Here is an 18,934-nt window from a genome sequence, read left to right as displayed (position 1 = left end):
ACGCCACTATCTGGTGCAGACCCAAATAGCCGAAGGGCAGGAACTTTCCTTAGTAGAAGTTCGTGGCTCATGGGCACAGGTTTATGTGCGGCGTATGTACGGTTGGGTTCCAGCGGTCTATCTCGAAGAGATCTCCGTCGTCCCTGATAGCGATGAACGTCGCCCAGAAGATGAAAGCTCAGATAACCCAGCACCATCACGATACTCATATGTGCAGAATACTCACGCCACCACTGCGACACTGAACCTGCGCAAGGGGGCTGGCACTGGATACCCGATTATCAAGGTTGTTGAGCAGGGCGCTAAAGTCAAGACACTCGTGCAACAGGGGCTGTGGGCACAGATACAGTGCGGGGAATTACTGGGCTGGGTGCCCAGCATGTATTTGCAGTCGCTGCCCAACCGCCCTTCTCCGGGCAGTCTAATCTCGGTGCCTCAACAACGCGCGTTGACCACTATTACATTGAATGCACGCCGTGGTCCGGGCGATCACTACCCGCTAGCGAGGATCCTGCAGGCCGATACAGCGGTCATCGTGGTAGCTCGCCAAGGCGCTTGGCGGAAGATTGAGCGTGACGGGGACATAATGTGGATTCCGGCGAGTCAGTTACGCACAGTGTACTAATCCGATGCGATCAGTTTGATTCCAAATCTGCGAACGAAATTATCCCTGCCTCGGCTGCAATGACGGCCAGTTGCACTCGGTTGGCAATCTGTAGTTTCTCCATGATCCTAGCAAGGTCGAGCTTCACCGAGCCCTCGCTGATATGCATGCTCCTGGCGATTCTGGAGTTCGTATTTCCCGCCGCGACCAGCGCTACTAGTTGGCAATCGCGTGGGCCAAGAGATTCTAAAACCGCGTGACGATTTGTCAACAACCGCGAACGCGGAGGAAAGATCTCATCATCGGAGGGCTGGGCGAACAGCGAGTAGCCCTCGGCGATCATTCGTAATGCTGCCGGCAGTTCGAATTGTATGGTGTCTTTCGTCAGGTAACCAGAACTTCCCGCAGCGTGGGCCTTAGTCATGCTGCTTGTGTCATGTTGTACCGCCAACATCACGACCTTGGTGGTCGGGGAGCCAGAAACGATGCTGCTGATCGCGTCGTCAAGGTTTTCGCCTTTCAGCGTTCCCTCAACTAGGACGATATCGGGCAGATGAGTAATCGAACCCTCAACAGCTTCCGCAATCGATGAATAATACTTTTCTAATACCAAATCTTGCGCCTCAGCCAGCGCACTACTGATACCTGCGCGCGAAAAGTGGTCGCTATCAGCCAAATGAACACGCAGCGGGGAAGTCAACATAAAGCCATTCCTTGTTCAAACTTTATCCGTGCTAGCGAGCTTCACTTCCCCAAGTAGGATCCTGCCCCTTAGCTAGTTCGCCATTGCTCTTCATCGTATAGTCAGTGTCGCCTACCTTGTCATCCTTTACGACGAAAAAAGGTGTGATGGAAACGGTATCTCTATGCGAAAGTCTATTAGCAAAATGTAAATCCTCAGGAGAACCTGACAATTAGCTGGCAATCGGCTACTTACTGAAAAGTAGGTAACGATTGGATATTTCTTTTTAGCCGGATGGCCAAAATATCGAGACTTCCGGGGCTCAGAAATGGATACAAAAAACCTGATAGTTCCCTGTAAGCGGACATGAAAAACTGCCCATAGGTGGCCAAATAAATGCCCACACACGGACAACAAAACTGCCCGCTGACGGACAGCAGAATTACCCGCTCATGGCCAGCACTCTTTGCCCACTGATTTCATAACCAACCTTGTTCTCACCCTGATGCCACCTCGGCGAGGGAAGAGAGCGGGGCTCCTTTCCATCGGGTTTGATGAAAAGTACCAACAACTCATCAACCCATGGTTCTGAAAGGAGCCCCTCTATGAAGTCTGACGGAGAAATCATGGAAATTCTTGCAGCGTACGACCGAACCGGTTCGTTTCGCGCAGCCGCCGAACTTGCCGGCTGCTCACACCACACCGTTGCTAAGCACGTCAAAGCCCGTAATTCAGGCGCTCCGATTCCTGGGATGAAACCCCGCACAAAAATCACCGATGAGTACCGGGTAATAATTGAGCAGCTCATTGGTGAGTCTTCGGGCCTGATCCGTGCCGATAAAGTCCACGAAAAACTCATCAGCATGGGCTACACCGGTTCTGAACGTTCCACCCGCCGATCGGTGGCCGAGCTGAAGCGTTCCTATCGGCTAGGCAATCAGCGCAATCATCTGCCGTGGGTGACCGAGCCAGGGTTGTGGCTTCAGTACGATTTCGGTGATGGGCCAGTGGTGAACGGCGTGAAAACCGTGCTGTTCGTCGCCTGGTTGGCTTGGTCTCGCTTCCGGGTTGTGCTCGCGTTGCCTGACCGGCAGGGGCCTACCGTGTTCGCCGCTTTGGACCGCACCTTCCGGCTGTTGGGTGGTGCGCCGACGTATGTGTTGACCGATAACGAGAAAACCGTGACGGTGATGCATGTAGCCGGTATCCCGGTGCGTAACAGGTCGGCGGTGACGTTCGCCCGCTACTACTCGGTGAGCGTATTGACCTGTGAACCACGAGATCCAGCAACGAAGGGCGGAGTGGAGAACGCGGTGAAAATCGCGAAGGCGGATCTCGTACCCACAGAGACGAACTTGCGCCCCGCTTACAACTCTTTTGAAGAGCTTGAGGAGGCTTGCGACCAGTTCATGGCGCAGGTGAATCAGAAGAAACACCGGTCCACTGGGCAAGCACCGATGGACCTGCTCACCGCTACAGAGCAGGGTGCGCTGCACCGGATCCCGGATGAGCCGTTCACCCTCGCGCTGGGCGAAAGCCGTAAGGTGCCGATGAACACTTCCATGATCAGTTATGAGAACGCACGCTACTCAGTGCCCGGACGGTTGCTCGGTGAAACGGTGTGGGTGCGCACCGTGGGAGTCGGTTTACAAGCCACCGTGGTCATTGTTCATCAAGGTGTTGACGGGCCAGAACAGGTGGCCTCGCACTTGAAGCTGGGCCCGGGGATGGTGGCGGTGAAATCCGAGCATTTCTCCGGGAATCAAGAGCAGAAGATTCCGGGAGTGAAAGAGCCTAAGCCCCGTACCCAGGCAGAACGAGATTTCTGCGCCATCGGTGCCGGAGCCACCACCTGGCTGTGTGAAGCGGCCGCGGTAGGCACGGACCGGATCTTGGTGAAAATGGCTGAAGCGGTCAGCCTTGCCAAGTTACATGGCACTGCTGCGGTGGACCGGGCCCTCGGGTTAGCTGCGACGCATCATCGGTTCGGTTATGAAGACTTACGCTCCATCTTGGCCTGTGAAGTCGTTGGCAATCAGCCCGTGAAGCATCAGGGTAGTGAGCAGAGTTCCTTGACGCAAGGAACCAGATCATGGGCCGATTTCGGGGCCACTGAACCGACAGGAGAACAGTAGAAATGGTGATCAGCATCAATTCCGCACCACCGCTTCCAGAAGACCTCGAAGCCCAGTTCCGTGCCCTAAGGATGCCACACGCCCGCCTCGCGGCCCCCGAACTACTCGCCACGGCAAAGTCCCAGCGGTGGGAACCGGCCGAGGTGCTGCGGGCCTTACTTCAGGAGGAAACAACCGGCCGTTCCCGGTCGGTGATCGCTAGCAGGCGCAAAGCCGCAGGGTTTCCCACTGGGAAAACGTTCGATACATGGGATCCAACGCTTTCAACCATCCCGGTTGCGACGCAGCAGGCCTTACGAACTTTGGAATGGGTTCAGCGTGCGGAAAACCTTGTGCTGGCAGGCCCTTCTGGCACTGGTAAAACGTTCTTCCTCGAAGCGTTGGGGCAGCACGCGGTGGATGAAGGGCTGAAAGTTGCGTGGTTTACCCTTGAACGCCTTGCCGGGATCGTGCGCTCACACCGGGTCGACGCGTCAGTGAGCAAAGCCGTGGACAAGATTCTGCGTTCTGACCTGGTCATTATTGATGATATTGGGTTGTTACCGGTGCCTGAAGACGCTGCTGAAGCGCTTTACCGGGTGGTTGATGCCGCGTATGAGAAGAGCTCGGTAGCGATTTCCTCGAACTTGCACCCCGCGGGGTTTGACGAGTTGATGCCAAAGACTCTTGCTACCGCGACAGTGGACAGGTTGCTACACCATGCCCATATTTGCCAGACCAGTGGTGACTCGGTCCGACTGACTCAGGCGCTGGCCGGGGCGGGGGTGAGCGCGTTGCACTAGGACGAGTTCCCGGGGTGGACTGCTGTTGGTCACCGCCAGGCTGGAAATTACTTTCACAGTGGGCAGTGGTGGTGGCCGTCAGCGGGCAGTTTTGTTGGCCAATGGTGGGCATTTTTCGTGGCCGCCCGTGGGCAGAAACCAATGTCCCTTGACATTCCCTGTGTATCCTTCTAGGGTCAAGTTGGGTGTCTCATGTTCCAATGCAGGCGCCGACATCTTGAGATGATCCTTGGAGGAAAAGTGGTGCAAAAAGCTTCACCGCCGCTAAATGGACTGAGGGGTGGTAGCGGTCGCCGGCTTTTGGCGGGTGTCGTAGCGGCAACGTTATTTGCTGTCCCAGCAGTTGGTGCCGCGAACGCGGCGCCAGCAGACACATCAGAAGCGTTAGGTCAGGTATTAGACGCAAACCTGCTCGGCGTTGACCTTGCCGATGTAGCAACAAGTACCCAGGGTTTTCCGAGCGACGCAGGCAGTGACGCGGTTCGGAATCCGCTGAATGTTGGTTTATTGAACGACAGCGTCGCTTTGGACCTGGGGGGAGGCATTCAACTTCCTCTGATCAGCAATGCTGGCAATGGTGGTTTACTGCACCTTGGTGAACTCGGCGCAGCTCATAGTTTTGCATCAACACCGAGCTCCACATCGGCGATTGCTTCGTCCGGCGCCGTTGCCGAGGATGGCTCCATTAATCTCAGTGCAGTTTCTGGAAACGACCCCGCCCAGATCGATGCAACCGCATTACTTGCTCAGCTTGGCATCGATGGGCTAACCGACGAAATCGTGGATGAAGTAGCGCTCGAGCTAGGGGCTTTGGCTTCTCGCGCGGAAGCGGAGAATGGTTCTGTTGAGCGCACGTATGGTCTGGCTAACGCTAGTCTAAATCTATCGAGCCCTGCTGTTGAGAATCTGACGACTGCGCTTGGCGACGTCGTCGATGCTACCGGCACGACGCTCAACACCGCACTGGGAACCACAGGTGTCCTCGGTAGCCTTGTAGGATCACTGGAAGCGATCTCGCTCCCAGTACTCAACTTGGGCGTTGAAACGGCAACTTTGGGTATTGACGGATTACCTGAAGCATTGGCGACAGTGAAAACCGATGTGCTCCAAGGCACGATCACTTCAGATACCGGCCTAGTTAGCGTGAACCTAGGAACGGGTGACGTCACAGTCGATCTATCGAAGATTATTTCTGGTGGATTAAACGGTCAAGATGCCGGGACTGAGCTGGTTAGCGTTAACACGATCCCTCTGATCACCACCGAGCTGACCACAATTTTGACGAATGTGACCACTGATCTCCGTGACGCACTGATCGCGACAATTAATAGCGTTGAACTCGTGGTTGACCTCGATGTGCGATTGCTACTAGTCGACATTGCAGTTACTGTCAGCGGAACTTTGGGTGACTTCGCAGGTGTCAGTGGGAATCAACCTGTTATCGAAGGCGACGGGCTGGGGGAAGCAGTCGCGCCACTACTTTCGCGGGTTGTGAATATCATCCGTCCTGTGGTGGGTACTTTGCTGACTACCACCATTGACGCAGTTAAGCCTGCAGTGGATGCCCTAGTTGCTTCGATCGTCACTCCGTTGGCTCCGGCGTTAAACCCAGCTCTTTCAGCGCTACTTCAGGTGACACTGAACGAACAAGCCGATACGGAGTTATCTGGTCAACCAGCAAGTTATGTCACTGCACTGAGTTTGACATTGCTCCCGAACGCGAATGCAGCAAAGGTCTCATTGGGAACCTCAGCAGTGCGTGCGCAAAATGAGCAGACTCCGATTGTCATTGTTACTCCGGTAAACAATGAAGAGCTCACTGGATCGACTATTTTCGTATCTGGTACCGCTGAACCAGAAACCACTCTAAACGTGTCATTAATAGGTGCTGACGGGAATCTTGTTCAGGGTCCACAGACCGTAACCGTTCAGCCTGACGGCACCTGGTCTTTCGTCTTCCAGAATGTTGAACCGGGCACTTATGATGTGCAAGCAGTCGATACTGAAGATACTGGAAACTCTGACTCAGTAAATATCGTTGTGGTGTCCGATGAAAATGAAACGGACCCAACCGATGGCACCGAGACTGAGGGTACCGAGGTTGAGGGTACTGACGTTGAGGGTACTGAAGTAGACGGCACTGAGACCGATGGCACTGAGACTGAAGGCACTGAGACTGAAGGCGCCGAGGTTGAAGGTACCGAGGTTGAAGGTACTGACACTGAGGGTACTGAGGTTGAAGGTACTGAAGTAGACGGCACTGAAACCGATGGCACCGACGTTGAAGGTACCGAGGTTGAGGGTACTGAAGTAGACGGCACTGAAACCGATGGCACCGAGACTGAGGGTACTGAGGTTGAGGGTACTGAGGTTGATGGAACCGAGACCGACGGCACTGAAACCGATGGCACTGAGACTGAGGGTACTGAGGTTGAGGGTACTGAGGTTGAGGGTACTGAAGTAGACGGAACCGAAACCGATGGCACAGACGTTGAGGGCACCGAGACCGATGGCACTGAGACTGAGGGTACTGAGGTTGAGGGTACTGAAGTAGACGGCACTGAAACCGATGGCACCGAGACTGAGGGTACTGAGGTTGAGGGCACCGAGACCGATGGCACTGAGACTGAGGGTACTGAAACCGATGGCACCGAGACTGAGGGTACTGAAGTAGACGGCACTGAAACCGATGGCACCGAGACTGAGGGTACTGAAACCGATGGCACCGACGTTGAAGGTACCGAGGTTGAAGGTACTGAGGTTGAGGGTACTGAGGTTGACGGCACTGAAACCGATGGCACCGACGTTGAAGGTACTGAGGTTGAGGGTACTGAGGTTGACGGCACTGAAACAGATGGCACCGACGTTGAAGGTACTGAGGTTGAGGGTACTGAGGTTGACGGCACTGAAACCGATGGCACTGAGACTGAGGGTACTGAGGTTGAGGGTACTGAGGTTGATGGAACCGAGACCGATGGCACTGAGACTGAGGGTACTGAGGTTGAGGGTACTGAAGTAGACGGCACTGAAACCGATGGCACCGATGTTGAGGGTACTGAGGTTGAGGGTACTGAGGTTGACGGCACTGAAACCGATGGCACCGAGACTGAGGGTACTGAAGTAGACGGCACCGAAACCGATGGCACCGAAACCGATGGCACCGACGTTGAAGGTACCGAGGTTGAGGGTACTGAGGTTGACGGCACTGAAACCGATGGCACCGAGACTGAGGGTACTGAAGTAGACGGCACCGAAACCGATGGCACCGACGTTGAAGGTACCGAGGTTGAGGGTACTGAGGTTGACGGCACTGAAACCGATGGCACCGAGACTGAGGGTACTGAGGTTGAGGGCACCGAGACCGATGGCACCGAGACCGATGGCACTGAGACTGAGGGTACTGAGGTTGAGGGTACTGAAGTAGACGGCACTGAAACCGATGGCACCGATGTTGAGGGTACTGAGGTTGAGGGTACTGAGGTTGACGGCACTGAAACCGATGGCACCGAGACTGAGGGTACTGAAGTAGACGGCACCGAAACCGATGGCACCGACGTTGAAGGTACCGAGGTTGAGGGTACTGAGGTTGACGGCACTGAAACCGATGGCACCGAGACTGAGGGTACTGAAGTAGACGGCACCGAAACCGATGGCACCGACGTTGAAGGTACCGAGGTTGAGGGTACTGAGGTTGACGGCACTGAAACCGATGGCACCGAGACTGAGGGTACTGAGGTTGAGGGCACCGAGACCGATGGCACCGAGACTGAGGGTACTGAAACCGATGGCACCGACGTTGAAGGTACCGAGGTTGAAGGTACTGAGGTTGAGGGTACTGAAGTAGACGGCACTGAAACCGATGGCACCGAAACCGATGGCACCGACGTTGAAGGTACCGAGGTTGAGGGTACTGAAGTAGACGGCACCGAAACCGATGGCACCGAAACCGATGGCACCGACGTTGAAGGTACCGAGGTTGAGGGTACTGAAGTAGACGGCACCGAAACCGATGGCACCGACGTTGAAGGTACTGAGACTGAGGGTACTGAGGTTGATGGAACCGAGACCGATGGCACTGAGACTGAGGGTACTGAGGTTGAGGGTACTGAAGTAGACGGCACTGAAACCGATGGCACCGAGACTGAGGGTACTGAGGTTGAGGGTACTGAGGTTGATGGAACCGAGACCGATGGCACTGAGACTGAGGGTACTGAGGTTGAGGGTACTGAAGTAGACGGCACTGAAACCGATGGCACCGAGACTGAGGGTACTGAAGTAGACGGCACTGAAGGCGCCGAAGTTGAAGGTACCGAGGTTGAGGGTACTGAGGTTGAGGGTACTGAGGTTGAGGGTACTGAAGTAGACGGCACTGAAACCGATGGCACCGACGTTGAAGGTACCGAGGTTGAGGGTACTGAGGTTGAGGGTACTGAAGTAGACGGCACTGAAACCGATGGCACCGAGACTGAGGGTACTGAGGTTGAGGGTACTGAAACCGATGGCACCGATGTTGAGGGTACTGAAGTAGACGGCACTGAAACCGATGGCACCGATGTTGAGGGTACTGAGGTTGAGGGTACTGAGGTTGATGGCACTGAAACCGATGGCACCGAGACTGAGGGTACTGAAGTAGACGGCACCGAGACCGATGGCACCGAGACTGAGGGTACTGAGGTTGATGGCACTGAAACCGATGGCACCGAGACTGAGGGTACTGAGGTTGATGGCACTGAAACCGATGGCACCGAGACTGAGGGTACTGAGGTTGATGGCACTGAAACCGATGGCACCGAGACTGAGGGTACTGAGGTTGATGGCACCGAGACCGATGGCACCGAGACTGAGGGTACTGAGGTTGATGGCACTGAAACCGATGGCACCGAGACTGAGGGTACTGAGGTTGATGGCACCGAGACCGATGGCACCGAGACCGATGGCACCGAGACCGATGGCACCGAGACTGAGGGTACTGAAGTAGACGGCACTGAAACTGACGGCACCGACGTTGAAGGTACCGAGGTTGAAGGTACTGAGGTTGAGGGTACTGAAGTAGACGGCACTGAAACTGACGGCACCGACGTTGAAGGTACCGAGGTTGAAGGTACTGAGGTTGAGGGTACTGAAGTAGACGGCACTGAAACTGACGGGTCGGATTCCGATGGAACCTACATCCCCGTAGCTATCGGGACCCCGATTGAAAATTCCCAAGTCGAAGGCCCGAACGTTGCAGTTACGGGTAAGTCGATGCCAAACGTCACGGTCAACGTGAACGCAGAGCTCGTACCTCAAGGTGAATTGCCGCTGCCAGCAATCGCTGAATCAGAACTGGTAACTGAATCGGATGATGCAGGAAACTGGAGTGTAACTTTCAATGATGTTGCTCCAGGGGCCTACAGTGTGACTGCCAACGACTCGATAACTGAGGACACAACCGTGTTCACAGTTGTCGAGCCAAGTGAGACGGACACTGATGGTACCGATGGAACTGACGGCACTGATGGTACCGATGGAACTGACGGCACTGATGGTACCGATGGAACTGACGGCACTGATGGTACCGATGGAACTGACGGCACTGATGGTACCGATGGAACTGACGGCACTGATGGTACCGATGGAACTGACGGCACTGATGGTACCGATGGAACTGACGGCACTGATGGTCATGATAAGGATGAAGAACTGGTAGACACCGGGGCTTCGGGAGCCTTGATCATCGGAGGTCTGGCCTTGGCTTTGGTACTGGCTGGAGTGGGAATCCACTTCGGTCGTCGGGCGAAGGTCTGATTCAAGAAGTGGTAATTAGATGATGAGCCAGACTGCCATTCGGCAGTCTGGCTCATCGTCATCTACTTCACTGTTGCGGGCCTAGCCAGCCAGAATTGCAGTAGGGGATTTTCCAATAGCTGTTCAGCACAACTCAAAGCATGGCTGCAGCTTCGAACCGAATGTTGAAGATGAAGGCATGAACGAACAGACAACGATCAGCGAGAGCAAGAGGCCTCAGGCCTCTGCGAAAAAGCGGCCTGTTTGGTTGCGCGTAGTTGGCATCTTGTGCGTATTGGCAACCGCTTGGCATATATTCGCTACTTTCTTGTGGATCGCACCGAATAATGGGCTTCGAGAGATGGTTCCCGGTAAAGCCCTACAGGTCTATATGTCGCCAACGTTTAGCCAGAACTGGTCAGTTTTTGCCCCAAAACCGATCGCAAGTGACAATATTTTCCTTGTTCGCGCTGTGGTAGAGAATGACCAGGGTGCCGAGCGGACAGAGTGGGTAGACGCGGTAAGCCGTGAGATGGATCTTATTCATCACAATTTTTTTCCAGCCCGTGCATCTTTGGCATCTAACCACCTTGTGAACAAATATCGCGGGGCCTATAGAGATCTGACAGATGAGCAGCAAAAATCCGTCGGACACAATTACTTCAAAGGTGAAGATTGGTCGGAGCGATATGCCAGCGCTCTTACCGAGGTCGTCGAGAAAGCTGGTAACTCCGCCAAGAAGGACACCAGAGAATTTATTGAATTGGAGGGCATCGCCACAGCGTATGCAACCCAAGTTGCCAAGGCTCTATGGGGGGACAACGTCAGGTCTGTTCAATTTCGCGTTGGATACCAAAACATAGTTCCGTTCAGCCAACGCAACGAACCAGATGCTGAACGGCCAGCGCCGAGTTACATTACTTCTGGCTGGCGAGGAACAAGCGTTGTCTCTGGACAGAATGAAGAGAAATTTGCCGAGGTGTTCGCATCGTTGGAAGAAGTTGAAAAGCGATGAAAGAGAAACTCTCTAAAGTTCTAACAATTTTCGTCCGACTATGGACTGCTCTGTGGCGAGAAGGTCCGAGGCATCTACTTAAGGCATTGTCCCGCGTCTTGCTCACCATTGAGAGCTGGTTGCTGGACGGGAAGCGAGCTGCATATGGCATCGCTGTAACGCGAATCCTCATCGGTTGCACAGCTCTAGGACTTCTGCTCACTAACTTCGGTACGAGGCACTATACCTATGGGGCTGCGGCAGCTTGGTCGGGCCATTTGGAAAAGCAGTATGGAATCTTTAATGACGTCTGGCTATTCCAGCTGTTTCAGAAAATTGCCGGTAACGAAGTTCTAGTTACCGTGTACTTTTTGGTTCTCATGGCCTTATCGCTGGCGTTGATCGTTGGCTACCGGGCGCGTGTCGTCCTACCGATCCTTCTCGTGCTTTGGATTAATCTGATCGAAGCGCCGTACTTCGGAGGCGACCAAGGCGACAACGCGTTACGAATCGCTATGATCCTGATGCTCTTTACCGACCATTCAGGAAAACTATCCTTTGACGCGGTTCGACGAAAGAACGCGGTCGCAAGTGAAAAATCAGTATTTAGGAAGCTGCTCAACGGCAATCGGGTGCTTCCGGTAGAGCTGACTAGTCTGCTGCACAACCTAGCCATTGTTGCTCTGGCCTGCCAGGTCTTCATGATCTATGTGGCCGGCGCGTTATTTAAAGCTGGTGGTGCAACTTGGAAAGACGGCTCGGCCATCTACGGGCCCTTGAGCACAATGCGTTTTAGCCCATGGCCAGAAATAAATGATCTGATCATTGTTTCTGCGGGAGTGGTGGCTCTGGGAAGCATCGGATCGATCATCATTCAAATCGTATTCCCTGGGGCACTGCTGCACCGATGGACGCGAATTCCGATTCTATTTGCTCTAGTGTCCTTCCATGTCGCCATTGCCCTCCTGATGGGTATCCCTTGGTTCTCCCTGTCGATGATCGCTATCGATGCAATCTTCGTCCGAGACGTGACTTGGTTGCGGCTCTTGGGATGGATTAAACATTCGGCCCAACCGCCTAACGAAGCGAAAAATAATTCCTCGACAGAAGATGCGGAAGTTACAAGGCAGCCAGAGAAAGCTCTAGTGTAAACACTTCGGAAAGCCAAAAGCGTTGGTTCGCTAGGATTACCCTTGGCGAACCAACGTTTTGGTTTAACTAGTCACCGATGTAGTACAGGCGCTTATTGACGAACTCATCCATGCCTAGTGGGCCGAGTTCGCGCCCAAATCCGGAGCGCTTAACGCCACCAAAAGGCATTTCGGCACCCTCAGCACTGGCAGCGTTCACATTGGCCATACCGGACTGCAGGCGCATGGCGACTTTCTCTGCCCGCATTTGATCCTCGGAATGTACTGAGCCACCCAACCCGTAGATAGTGTCGTTGGCCAACGCCAAGGCTTCTTCATCATCAGAAACCTTGTAGACCACTGCCACCGGTCCGAAAAGCTCCTCGTAGTAGGCCCGCATGTCTTTAGTGACTCCGGTCAATACCGCAGGGGAGTAGTAAGCGGCCGGACCATCGTGTAGTACCCCGCCAGCGTGCAACGTGGCACCCTTGGAGACGGCGTCTTGTACTTGTTCGTGCAGATCTTCGGCGGCTTTGCGCGAAGACATCGGCGCGAAGGTTCCATCCGCTTCCTCTAGCGGATCTCCGGGCTTCAGTCCTTCGGCATGCTTCGTCAATTCGGCGACAAACTCGTCATAGATGTCCTCCATGACGATCATTCGCTTATTTGAGTTACAAGCCTGGCCGGTGTTGTCGATGCGGAACCCCCATGCGGACTCGGCAATCCCGGCGATATCTTGGGAATCGAGAACCACGAATGGATCCGATCCGCCCAGCTCCAGCACGGCCTTCTTAAGGTTACGGCCAGCCTGCTCACCGATGATGGCTCCAGCCCGCTCCGAACCGGTTAACGAGACCCCTTGAATACGTGGATCTGCAATGATCGTGGAGATCTGCTCATGGGTAGCAAACAGGTTGGTGTAGACCCCAGCCGGTAGGCCTGCGGCGTCGAAGATTTCTTGGATTAGCAGTGCTGACCGCGGGCAGGACTCCGCATGCTTCAGAATGATGGTGTTGCCCAGCATCAGGTTCGGGGCAGCAAAACGAGCCACCTGGTAGAGCGGGAAGTTCCACGGCATAATGCCTAAGAGAGGGCCGACAGGACGCTTCTGAACTACGGCCTTGCCCCCGGAGAGCGATTTGATCGGTTGATCCGCTGCCAGTGTGGGACCTTCAGTGGCGAAGTATTCGAAGATTTCCTTGCAGAACTCGGCCTCTCCGACGGCCTCGGACAGTGGTTTGCCCATTTCGGTGGTCATCACTCGACCCAATTCATCGGCGCGTTCGGCAAAAATTTCGGCGATCCGCGTCACGATCTTGGCTCGGTCGTGAATGTCGCTCTGGCTCCACGATTCGTAGGCGCTTTGTGAGGCAGACAGGGCCTGCTGAACCTCGTCGTCAGTGGCTACCGGAAATTCCTCAACGATCTGGCCGGTGGCGGGATTTAGGACCTTGTAGGTTTGGGCACTCATTATCGCTCCTGTCGATGTGTACAAAGACGTGCTTGCCAATTACTCGTGGCTGCTGCAACGGTCGTTGTTATCGACTCGATGTGAAGCGGCTCACGACGCGCATCTCTGAGCTTATCTGTGGTGGCGGAATTAGGCCACTGCGCATCTAGTCGAATCGGCCGCGTCAAAGTACGGAAACCGTGGAGTTTGAGTACTTCTCAGGGGTCGGAGTGGCAGATCCGCTCCGACCCCTGAAACTACAGTTCTCTGCTAGCCGATGGCCGAGGTCTTCCACCAGTCAATACCGGCATCTCCTTGAGTGATAGAGGAAATTTCACTCAACTCCGCAGCACTGAATTCGGTGTTCTGCAACGCGCCGAGATTCTCGTCCAATTGCACTGTGGATGAAGCACCGATAAGCACCGAGGTGGCAGCGCCATCACGCAACAGCCAAGCGATGGCAAGCTGCGCCAAGGACTGGCCACGAGTTTGAGCTAGTGCGTCGAGTGCTTGGATTTTCTTCAGGTTCTCCTCGGTTAGCTGATCCTCCAAGGAACGGCGTCCTCCGGAACGCTCGACTTCGTTGCGCCCCAAGTATTTATCCGTCAGCAACCCCTGCGCCAGCGGCGTGAACGCGATCGATCCCATCTGCTCCTGCTCCAGGGTCTGTAGCAATCCGTGCTCCACCCACGGATTCAACATGTTGTAGGAGGGCTGGTGGATAACCAACGGGGTGCCTAAATCCTTGGCGATGGCGGCCGCTTGAGCCGTGCGTTCAGAGGAATAGGACGAAATGCCCACGTATAGGGCCTTCCCCTGACGGACCAAGGTATCCAGCGCCCCGATGGTTTCTTCCAGAGGAGTTTTTGGATCGAATCGATGTGAATAGAAAATATCGACGTAGTCCAGCCCCATCCGTCGCAGAGAGGCATCGGCGGAAGACATCAAGTACTTGCGTGAACCGAAAGTACCGAAGGGCCCGGCCCACATATCCCAACCAGCCTTGGAGGAAATGATCAGCTCATCACGATAAGGCCGGAAATCTCCGCGCAGCATCCGACCAAAGTTTTCCTCAGCTGACCCAGCCGGCGGGCCGTAATTATTGGCCAGGTCGAAGTGGTTGATTCCGTTATCGAAAGCATGACGTAAGATTTCACGCTGACTGTCGAAGGTGCGGTTGTCTCCAAAGTTCCACCACAACCCCAGAGAAATGGGTGGGAGAAGTAAGCCGGAGGAGCCCACCCGCCGATACCCGAAATGCTCGTATCGATCCGCTGCGGCGACCCACGGGCGGTGGGAATCTACGGTTGAGCTGAAGCGTTCGTACTCCACGGTGCACCTTTCTCTTTTTACTGGCCAAGGCCAAGAACAGGTTTAAGCCTAGAACACCGCGCGGGTCTTTTTGCTCATAACCCGGTGGTGGATGCCAGTTGGAAGCCCGGGGAAAGAAAAACCGATCCGTGGCGGTCAAGGAGGTAACGCCGCCACGGATCGGTTCTGTAGATCACTCGCACCTTGAGAAGGTATGCACCACTCTAGGAAGCGATTCTTGAAAATTGCTGAGTGTTTCGTGAGCACAGCCAAGGAAATGGGGATTCAATAGTTTGAGGGTGGGTCGGATGCGGGGAAAGATTCATCTTCCCATTCCTCCACTAGTTCCTCATCGTGGTCATGCTGAATCTCTTCGTCGCTCGGCTGCTTCTGGGGTTCCTGAGTCATGAGCTGTCCTTTACGAGGTTGCACCAACAGTGAACGGATCCTAAGGATCTGTCTCCAGTGTTCTCTTCTTCGCAGCGCTTGTCGAGAGGCTGGACATACTTGCAGGGGGAACCAGCACGGATCATTAAAAGCCAAACGCCGGATGTTGTTTCCAAGAGGAAGGGGATACAACATCCGGCGCTTGCAATCATCACTCGCACCTTCATTGAGGTACTTCTACTCTAAGAAGCGAACCTAGGTGCTGGCTGTGCAGTGCACCAGAGCCAGTTAGGAATTACCCTGTGCCCTGAGGGTGAGCTTTAATCGAAGGTATGCCCAGTATTATCAATTCTGCCGACGGAACCGAGATCTACTTCGACGATGACCGCGCCACTGGTGAAGCAATCATCTTCCTGCACGGGTCGGCGCTGTCCCGGTCGATTTGGCGTGGGCTGGGCTACACCAAAGCGTTGGGCGGGCAGCGACGCACCATCCGCATTGATCTGCGTGGCCACGGTAAGTCCGGCAAACCGCACGATAGCGCCAGCTATTCGATGGAACTGATTACCGGCGATATCCTCGCGGTGATGGATCACCTCGGATTGGAGCGGGCACATTTCGTGGGATATTCCATGGGAAGCCGCACCGCGTTAGCTATTGCCCTGACACAGCCAGAGCGGGTGCTGAGTCTCAGCATGCTCGGCGGAACCTATGCCATCGAATCCGGGGAAATAGACGGTCTATTCTTCGATGGTTACTTGGATGTGTTGCGTGCTGGGGACATTGAAGGGTTTGTTACCGGTCAAGAAACCCGTGGACGACTCGACCCGGCCACTCGGATGGCCTTTCTGGCCAATGACCCACTGGCTCTGGCCGCCTACTTTGAAGCCGCTGAAACTCAGCAGAACATCGAACTTGATGCACTGAGCTCGCTGCGCGTACCCACCTTGCTGCTGATCGGGACCCGGGATCAGCCACGCTTCGAGCACAATAAGGTGATGGCTAGAACCATGCCTCAGGCGCGTATGGTCTCGCTGGTGGGCCGAACTCATGGCGGGACGCTGTACCCGATCGAACCGGTCACCGAAGCTATTGCGGGCTTTATCCAACGGGTAAGCCAATGAGTGAGTCCTGTCCAGAGTTTGACCTGACGCTGATTTCTTCGGGGTTGGCATTCGGGGAGAACTATCAGCAGGTGCAACAGAATCTGGCCGAAGCGGTGGACTTACCGCAAGTGATTCAGGCGCCGCCGGGTTCGGGAAAAACCACAATCGTGCCACCTGCGGTAGCGAATGCTTTGGCCGCGCATCGATTGACCGGACGGGTTATTGTCACTCAACCGCGACGAATGGCGGCGCGGGCGGCAGCACGTCGTTTGGCGTTCCTCGACGGTAGCGCAGTGGGAGAGCGGATTGGTTTTTCGGTGCGCGGGGAACAAGCTACCGGGCCCGGTACTCGGGTCGAATTTGTCACCGCAGGGTTGTTGTTACGCAGGTTGCTGCAAAACCCGGATCTGCCGAATATTTCCGCGGTTATCGTCGATGAAGTTCACGAGCGATCCATCGACACCGATCTCCTGCTGGCGATGCTGAACCAGGTCAGTCAGTTGCGTGAAGACTTTGCGCTGCTAGTCATGAGCGCTACCCTGCACGCCGAGGAATTGGCAGACTTTTTAGCACGTGGCGTACCAGCGCGGATCGTGTCCGGCCAGGGGATTCAGCACCCTGTCGAAGCAGAATTCGCCGCGTTTAACGGTACCCGCAATGGCGAACGCGGCCTAGAGCGGGAATACTTGCAGCACATTGCGCGCAACGCGATTGAGCACACCCTGCTAAATACCGCCGACGGGCAGGCGCACGATACGTTGGTTTTCGTTCCCGGGGTGGCCGAAGTTCAACGGGTGTGCCAAGCGATTGAGACCGATGGCAGGATCGCGGCTTTGGCGTTGCACGCCGGGATTCCGGGCTGGGAACAGGACCAGATTCTTCGTGACCCGTCACCCCACGAACCGCCGAGGATCATTGTGGCAACCTCGGTTGCCGAGTCCTCGCTGACCGTACCGCGAGTGAACCTGGTGATCGATTCCGGGTACGCGCGTGAACCGCGACGGGACGCCGCACGTGGAATGAGTGGATTGGTCACGGTGGTGGCCAGCCGCGCTTCGGCCACCCAACGGGCCGGACGTGCTGGACGTTTGGGGCCGGGCAAGGTGGTGCGCACCTTGGACGAACGCTCCTTTACCGCGGCTGCGGCTTACCTCACCCCGGAGATCCGGACCGCGGATCTGACTCAGGCAGCGTTATACCTGTGTGCTTGGGGTACCCCGGGTGGTGAAGGATTAGATATGTGGGCGCGTCCGCCGGTTACGGCAATGCAGGAAGCGCATTCCCAGCTGGTTGCGCTTGGCGCGGTAGACGACTCAGGGCGGTTAAGCGAACAAGGCGCCGCGCTGGTCCAAATCCCGGCCGAACCTCGACTAGGGCGGGCGTTACTTGAAGGAGCTGAGTATTTCGGGGCTCGGGCCGCGGCCTCGGTGGTTGCACTGCTGACCAGTACCGAACGGGCCAGCGACGCAGACGCGCAGGGCTTGTTGCGGCAGCTGCAATCCGTTCAACACCCGGGGCACCGATCCTGGGCCAATGAACGGGCGCGATTTCAACGTCTAGCTGAACGGTTCGGGGGTAAACAGGCGAGCGATTCTGAGGCCGTGGCAGGGATCATCGCACTGGCTTACCCGCACTGGGTGGGATACCGAGTGGCTGTGGGGGAGTACCTGTTGGCCTCTGGAACCCGGGCTAAGCTACCACCAAAAAGCCACTTGGACGAGGCAGAATTTCTGGCCATTGCCGAGGTGGGTCGCAGCGGAGCGCAAGCGGTCATCCGGCTGGCGGCGGAGATTGGGCGTGCGGAGGTACTGGACCTAGTACCGCAATTACATCAAGTGACCAAACAGGCCGAGTACCGTGAGGGGAAACTCGCCGCCCGCCGAATCGAATCTCTCGGTGCCATCGAACTCTTGTCCACCCCGGTGAAGGCTGAGGCGAACTTAGCACAGCAAGCGGTTCGGGCGGCTTTGCACCGTGAGGGGCTACAACTTTTTGGGCATCAGCCAGAATTCTCGGTACTGCGCGCCCGGCTGGCCTTGGCGCATCGGGAATGGGGCGAACCTTTTAGCCCCATGGATGAAGCCTCGCTGATCGGCTGCAGCGAGCAGTGGCTGGAAGCTGAACTGGCGGCGCTGGTCATCGGACAACGAGGCGAGAAGATTGACTTAGCTGCGGCACTCCGCCGGTTGATACCTTGGCAGCACGCACATGACTTTGATCAGTTGGTGCCCGAGCGACTGCAAGTTCCCAGTGGCTCACGCATTCGCCTGCAATTCCCCGACCCGCAGGAAGCAGAAGGTCCGGTGGTGGTAGCCGTGAAATTGCAGGAGTGCTTTGGTTTGGCACAATCTCCGCGGTTACTGGAAGGCAGGGTGGCGGTGCAGTTTCATCTGCTCTCGCCGGCGGGGCGCACACTGGCCGTCACCGAAGATTTGGCAAGTTTTTGGAACGGACCCTATGCGCAGGTGCGTTCGGAAATGCGTGGCCGCTATCCGAAGCATCCGTGGCCGGAAAATCCGTGGGAGCATGTGGCGACGGCCAAGACAAAGAAGCGTTTGGGGTAGGACAATCAGCTTTCCAGCGCACC

Annotated in this window: 12 protein-coding genes; 8 read left to right on the top strand and 4 right to left on the bottom strand. The window is 55.6% G+C overall.

Annotated features, from left to right (window positions below; genetic code table 11):
• The first annotated feature begins 13 nt into the window (after positions 1-13).
• Entirely contained in the window at positions 14-625 is a 612-nt protein-coding gene (locus ACQQZ8_RS12530; RefSeq protein ID WP_431710134.1) for an SH3 domain-containing protein, read from the top strand.
• Between the two features lie 10 nt (positions 626-635).
• On the opposite strand, the gene ACQQZ8_RS12525 is transcribed toward ACQQZ8_RS12530, so the two are convergent.
• Positions 636-1,307 (bottom strand): LuxR C-terminal-related transcriptional regulator, encoded by a 672-nt coding sequence (locus tag ACQQZ8_RS12525; protein WP_431710133.1) that lies wholly within the window; start codon positions 1,305-1,307, stop codon positions 636-638.
• 584 nt (positions 1,308-1,891) lie between these two features.
• Here ACQQZ8_RS12525 and istA point away from each other — a divergent pair.
• From istA to ACQQZ8_RS12500, 5 genes are all read left to right on the top strand, one after another.
• Positions 1,892-3,421 carry an IS21 family transposase gene (gene istA / locus ACQQZ8_RS12520; protein ID WP_431710132.1) on the top strand — a complete coding sequence of 510 codons (1,530 nt, stop codon included), beginning with the start codon at positions 1,892-1,894 and terminating at the stop codon, positions 3,419-3,421.
• Positions 3,422-3,423: 2 nt separating this feature from the next.
• Positions 3,424-4,203, top strand: coding sequence for an IS21-like element helper ATPase IstB (gene istB, locus ACQQZ8_RS12515; protein ID WP_431710131.1), 780 nt, complete (start codon positions 3,424-3,426; stop codon positions 4,201-4,203).
• 192 nt (positions 4,204-4,395) lie between these two features.
• Positions 4,396-9,990: a choice-of-anchor G family protein gene (locus ACQQZ8_RS12510; protein WP_431710130.1), complete on the top strand. Its 5,595-nt coding sequence runs from the start codon at positions 4,396-4,398 to the stop codon at positions 9,988-9,990.
• Positions 9,991-10,168: 178 nt separating this feature from the next.
• Positions 10,169-10,984 (top strand): DUF5819 family protein, encoded by an 816-nt coding sequence (locus ACQQZ8_RS12505; RefSeq protein WP_431710129.1) that lies wholly within the window; start codon positions 10,169-10,171, stop codon positions 10,982-10,984.
• Entirely contained in the window at positions 10,981-12,114 is a 1,134-nt protein-coding gene (locus tag ACQQZ8_RS12500; protein WP_431710128.1) for an HTTM domain-containing protein, read from the top strand. Before ACQQZ8_RS12505 ends, ACQQZ8_RS12500 begins: the two co-directional genes overlap by 4 nt.
• 67 nt (positions 12,115-12,181) lie before the next feature.
• On the opposite strand, the gene ACQQZ8_RS12495 is transcribed toward ACQQZ8_RS12500, so the two are convergent.
• The 3 genes from ACQQZ8_RS12495 to ACQQZ8_RS12485 form a co-directional block, all read right to left on the bottom strand.
• Positions 12,182-13,564, bottom strand: a complete 1,383-nt coding sequence (locus ACQQZ8_RS12495; protein ID WP_431710127.1) for an NAD-dependent succinate-semialdehyde dehydrogenase — start codon at positions 13,562-13,564, stop codon at positions 12,182-12,184.
• A gap of 249 nt (positions 13,565-13,813) precedes the next feature.
• On the bottom strand, positions 13,814-14,875 hold the full coding sequence (gene mgrA / locus ACQQZ8_RS12490; RefSeq protein ID WP_431710126.1) for an L-glyceraldehyde 3-phosphate reductase: 1,062 nt from the start codon (positions 14,873-14,875) through the stop codon (positions 13,814-13,816).
• A 264-nt stretch (positions 14,876-15,139) separates the two neighbouring features.
• Positions 15,140-15,262 carry a hypothetical protein gene (locus ACQQZ8_RS12485; RefSeq protein WP_431710125.1) on the bottom strand — a complete coding sequence of 41 codons (123 nt, stop codon included), beginning with the start codon at positions 15,260-15,262 and terminating at the stop codon, positions 15,140-15,142.
• Between the two features lie 311 nt (positions 15,263-15,573).
• Here ACQQZ8_RS12485 and ACQQZ8_RS12480 point away from each other — a divergent pair, with 311 nt between their 5' ends.
• Positions 15,574-16,365: an alpha/beta fold hydrolase gene (locus ACQQZ8_RS12480; RefSeq protein ID WP_431710124.1), complete on the top strand. Its 792-nt coding sequence runs from the start codon at positions 15,574-15,576 to the stop codon at positions 16,363-16,365.
• On the top strand, positions 16,362-18,911 hold the full coding sequence (gene hrpB / locus ACQQZ8_RS12475; protein WP_431710123.1) for an ATP-dependent helicase HrpB: 2,550 nt from the start codon (positions 16,362-16,364) through the stop codon (positions 18,909-18,911). The genes ACQQZ8_RS12480 and hrpB overlap by 4 nt, the downstream gene beginning before the upstream one ends.
• Positions 18,912-18,934: the final 23 nt, after the last annotated feature.

This window comes from Glutamicibacter uratoxydans (assembly GCF_050753455.1).
GTDB lineage: Bacteria > Actinomycetota > Actinomycetes > Actinomycetales > Micrococcaceae > Glutamicibacter > Glutamicibacter uratoxydans_A.
Note: the sequence above shows the minus strand (reverse complement) of the source record. Positions and strands in the feature narration are given on the sequence as shown.

Coding starts and splice junctions, on each gene's coding strand:
- ACQQZ8_RS12525 (WP_431710133.1), bottom strand. CDS start 1,307: ATGTTGACTTCCCCGCTGCGTGTTCATTTGGCTGATAGCGACCACTTT.
- istA (WP_431710132.1), top strand. CDS start 1,892: ATGAAGTCTGACGGAGAAATCATGGAAATTCTTGCAGCGTACGACCGA.
- istB (WP_431710131.1), top strand. CDS start 3,424: ATGGTGATCAGCATCAATTCCGCACCACCGCTTCCAGAAGACCTCGAA.
- ACQQZ8_RS12510 (WP_431710130.1), top strand. CDS start 4,396: ATGTTCCAATGCAGGCGCCGACATCTTGAGATGATCCTTGGAGGAAAA.
- ACQQZ8_RS12505 (WP_431710129.1), top strand. CDS start 10,169: ATGAACGAACAGACAACGATCAGCGAGAGCAAGAGGCCTCAGGCCTCT.
- ACQQZ8_RS12500 (WP_431710128.1), top strand. CDS start 10,981: ATGAAAGAGAAACTCTCTAAAGTTCTAACAATTTTCGTCCGACTATGG.
- ACQQZ8_RS12495 (WP_431710127.1), bottom strand. CDS start 13,564: ATGAGTGCCCAAACCTACAAGGTCCTAAATCCCGCCACCGGCCAGATC.
- ACQQZ8_RS12485 (WP_431710125.1), bottom strand. CDS start 15,262: ATGACTCAGGAACCCCAGAAGCAGCCGAGCGACGAAGAGATTCAGCAT.
- ACQQZ8_RS12480 (WP_431710124.1), top strand. CDS start 15,574: ATGCCCAGTATTATCAATTCTGCCGACGGAACCGAGATCTACTTCGAC.
- hrpB (WP_431710123.1), top strand. CDS start 16,362: ATGAGTGAGTCCTGTCCAGAGTTTGACCTGACGCTGATTTCTTCGGGG.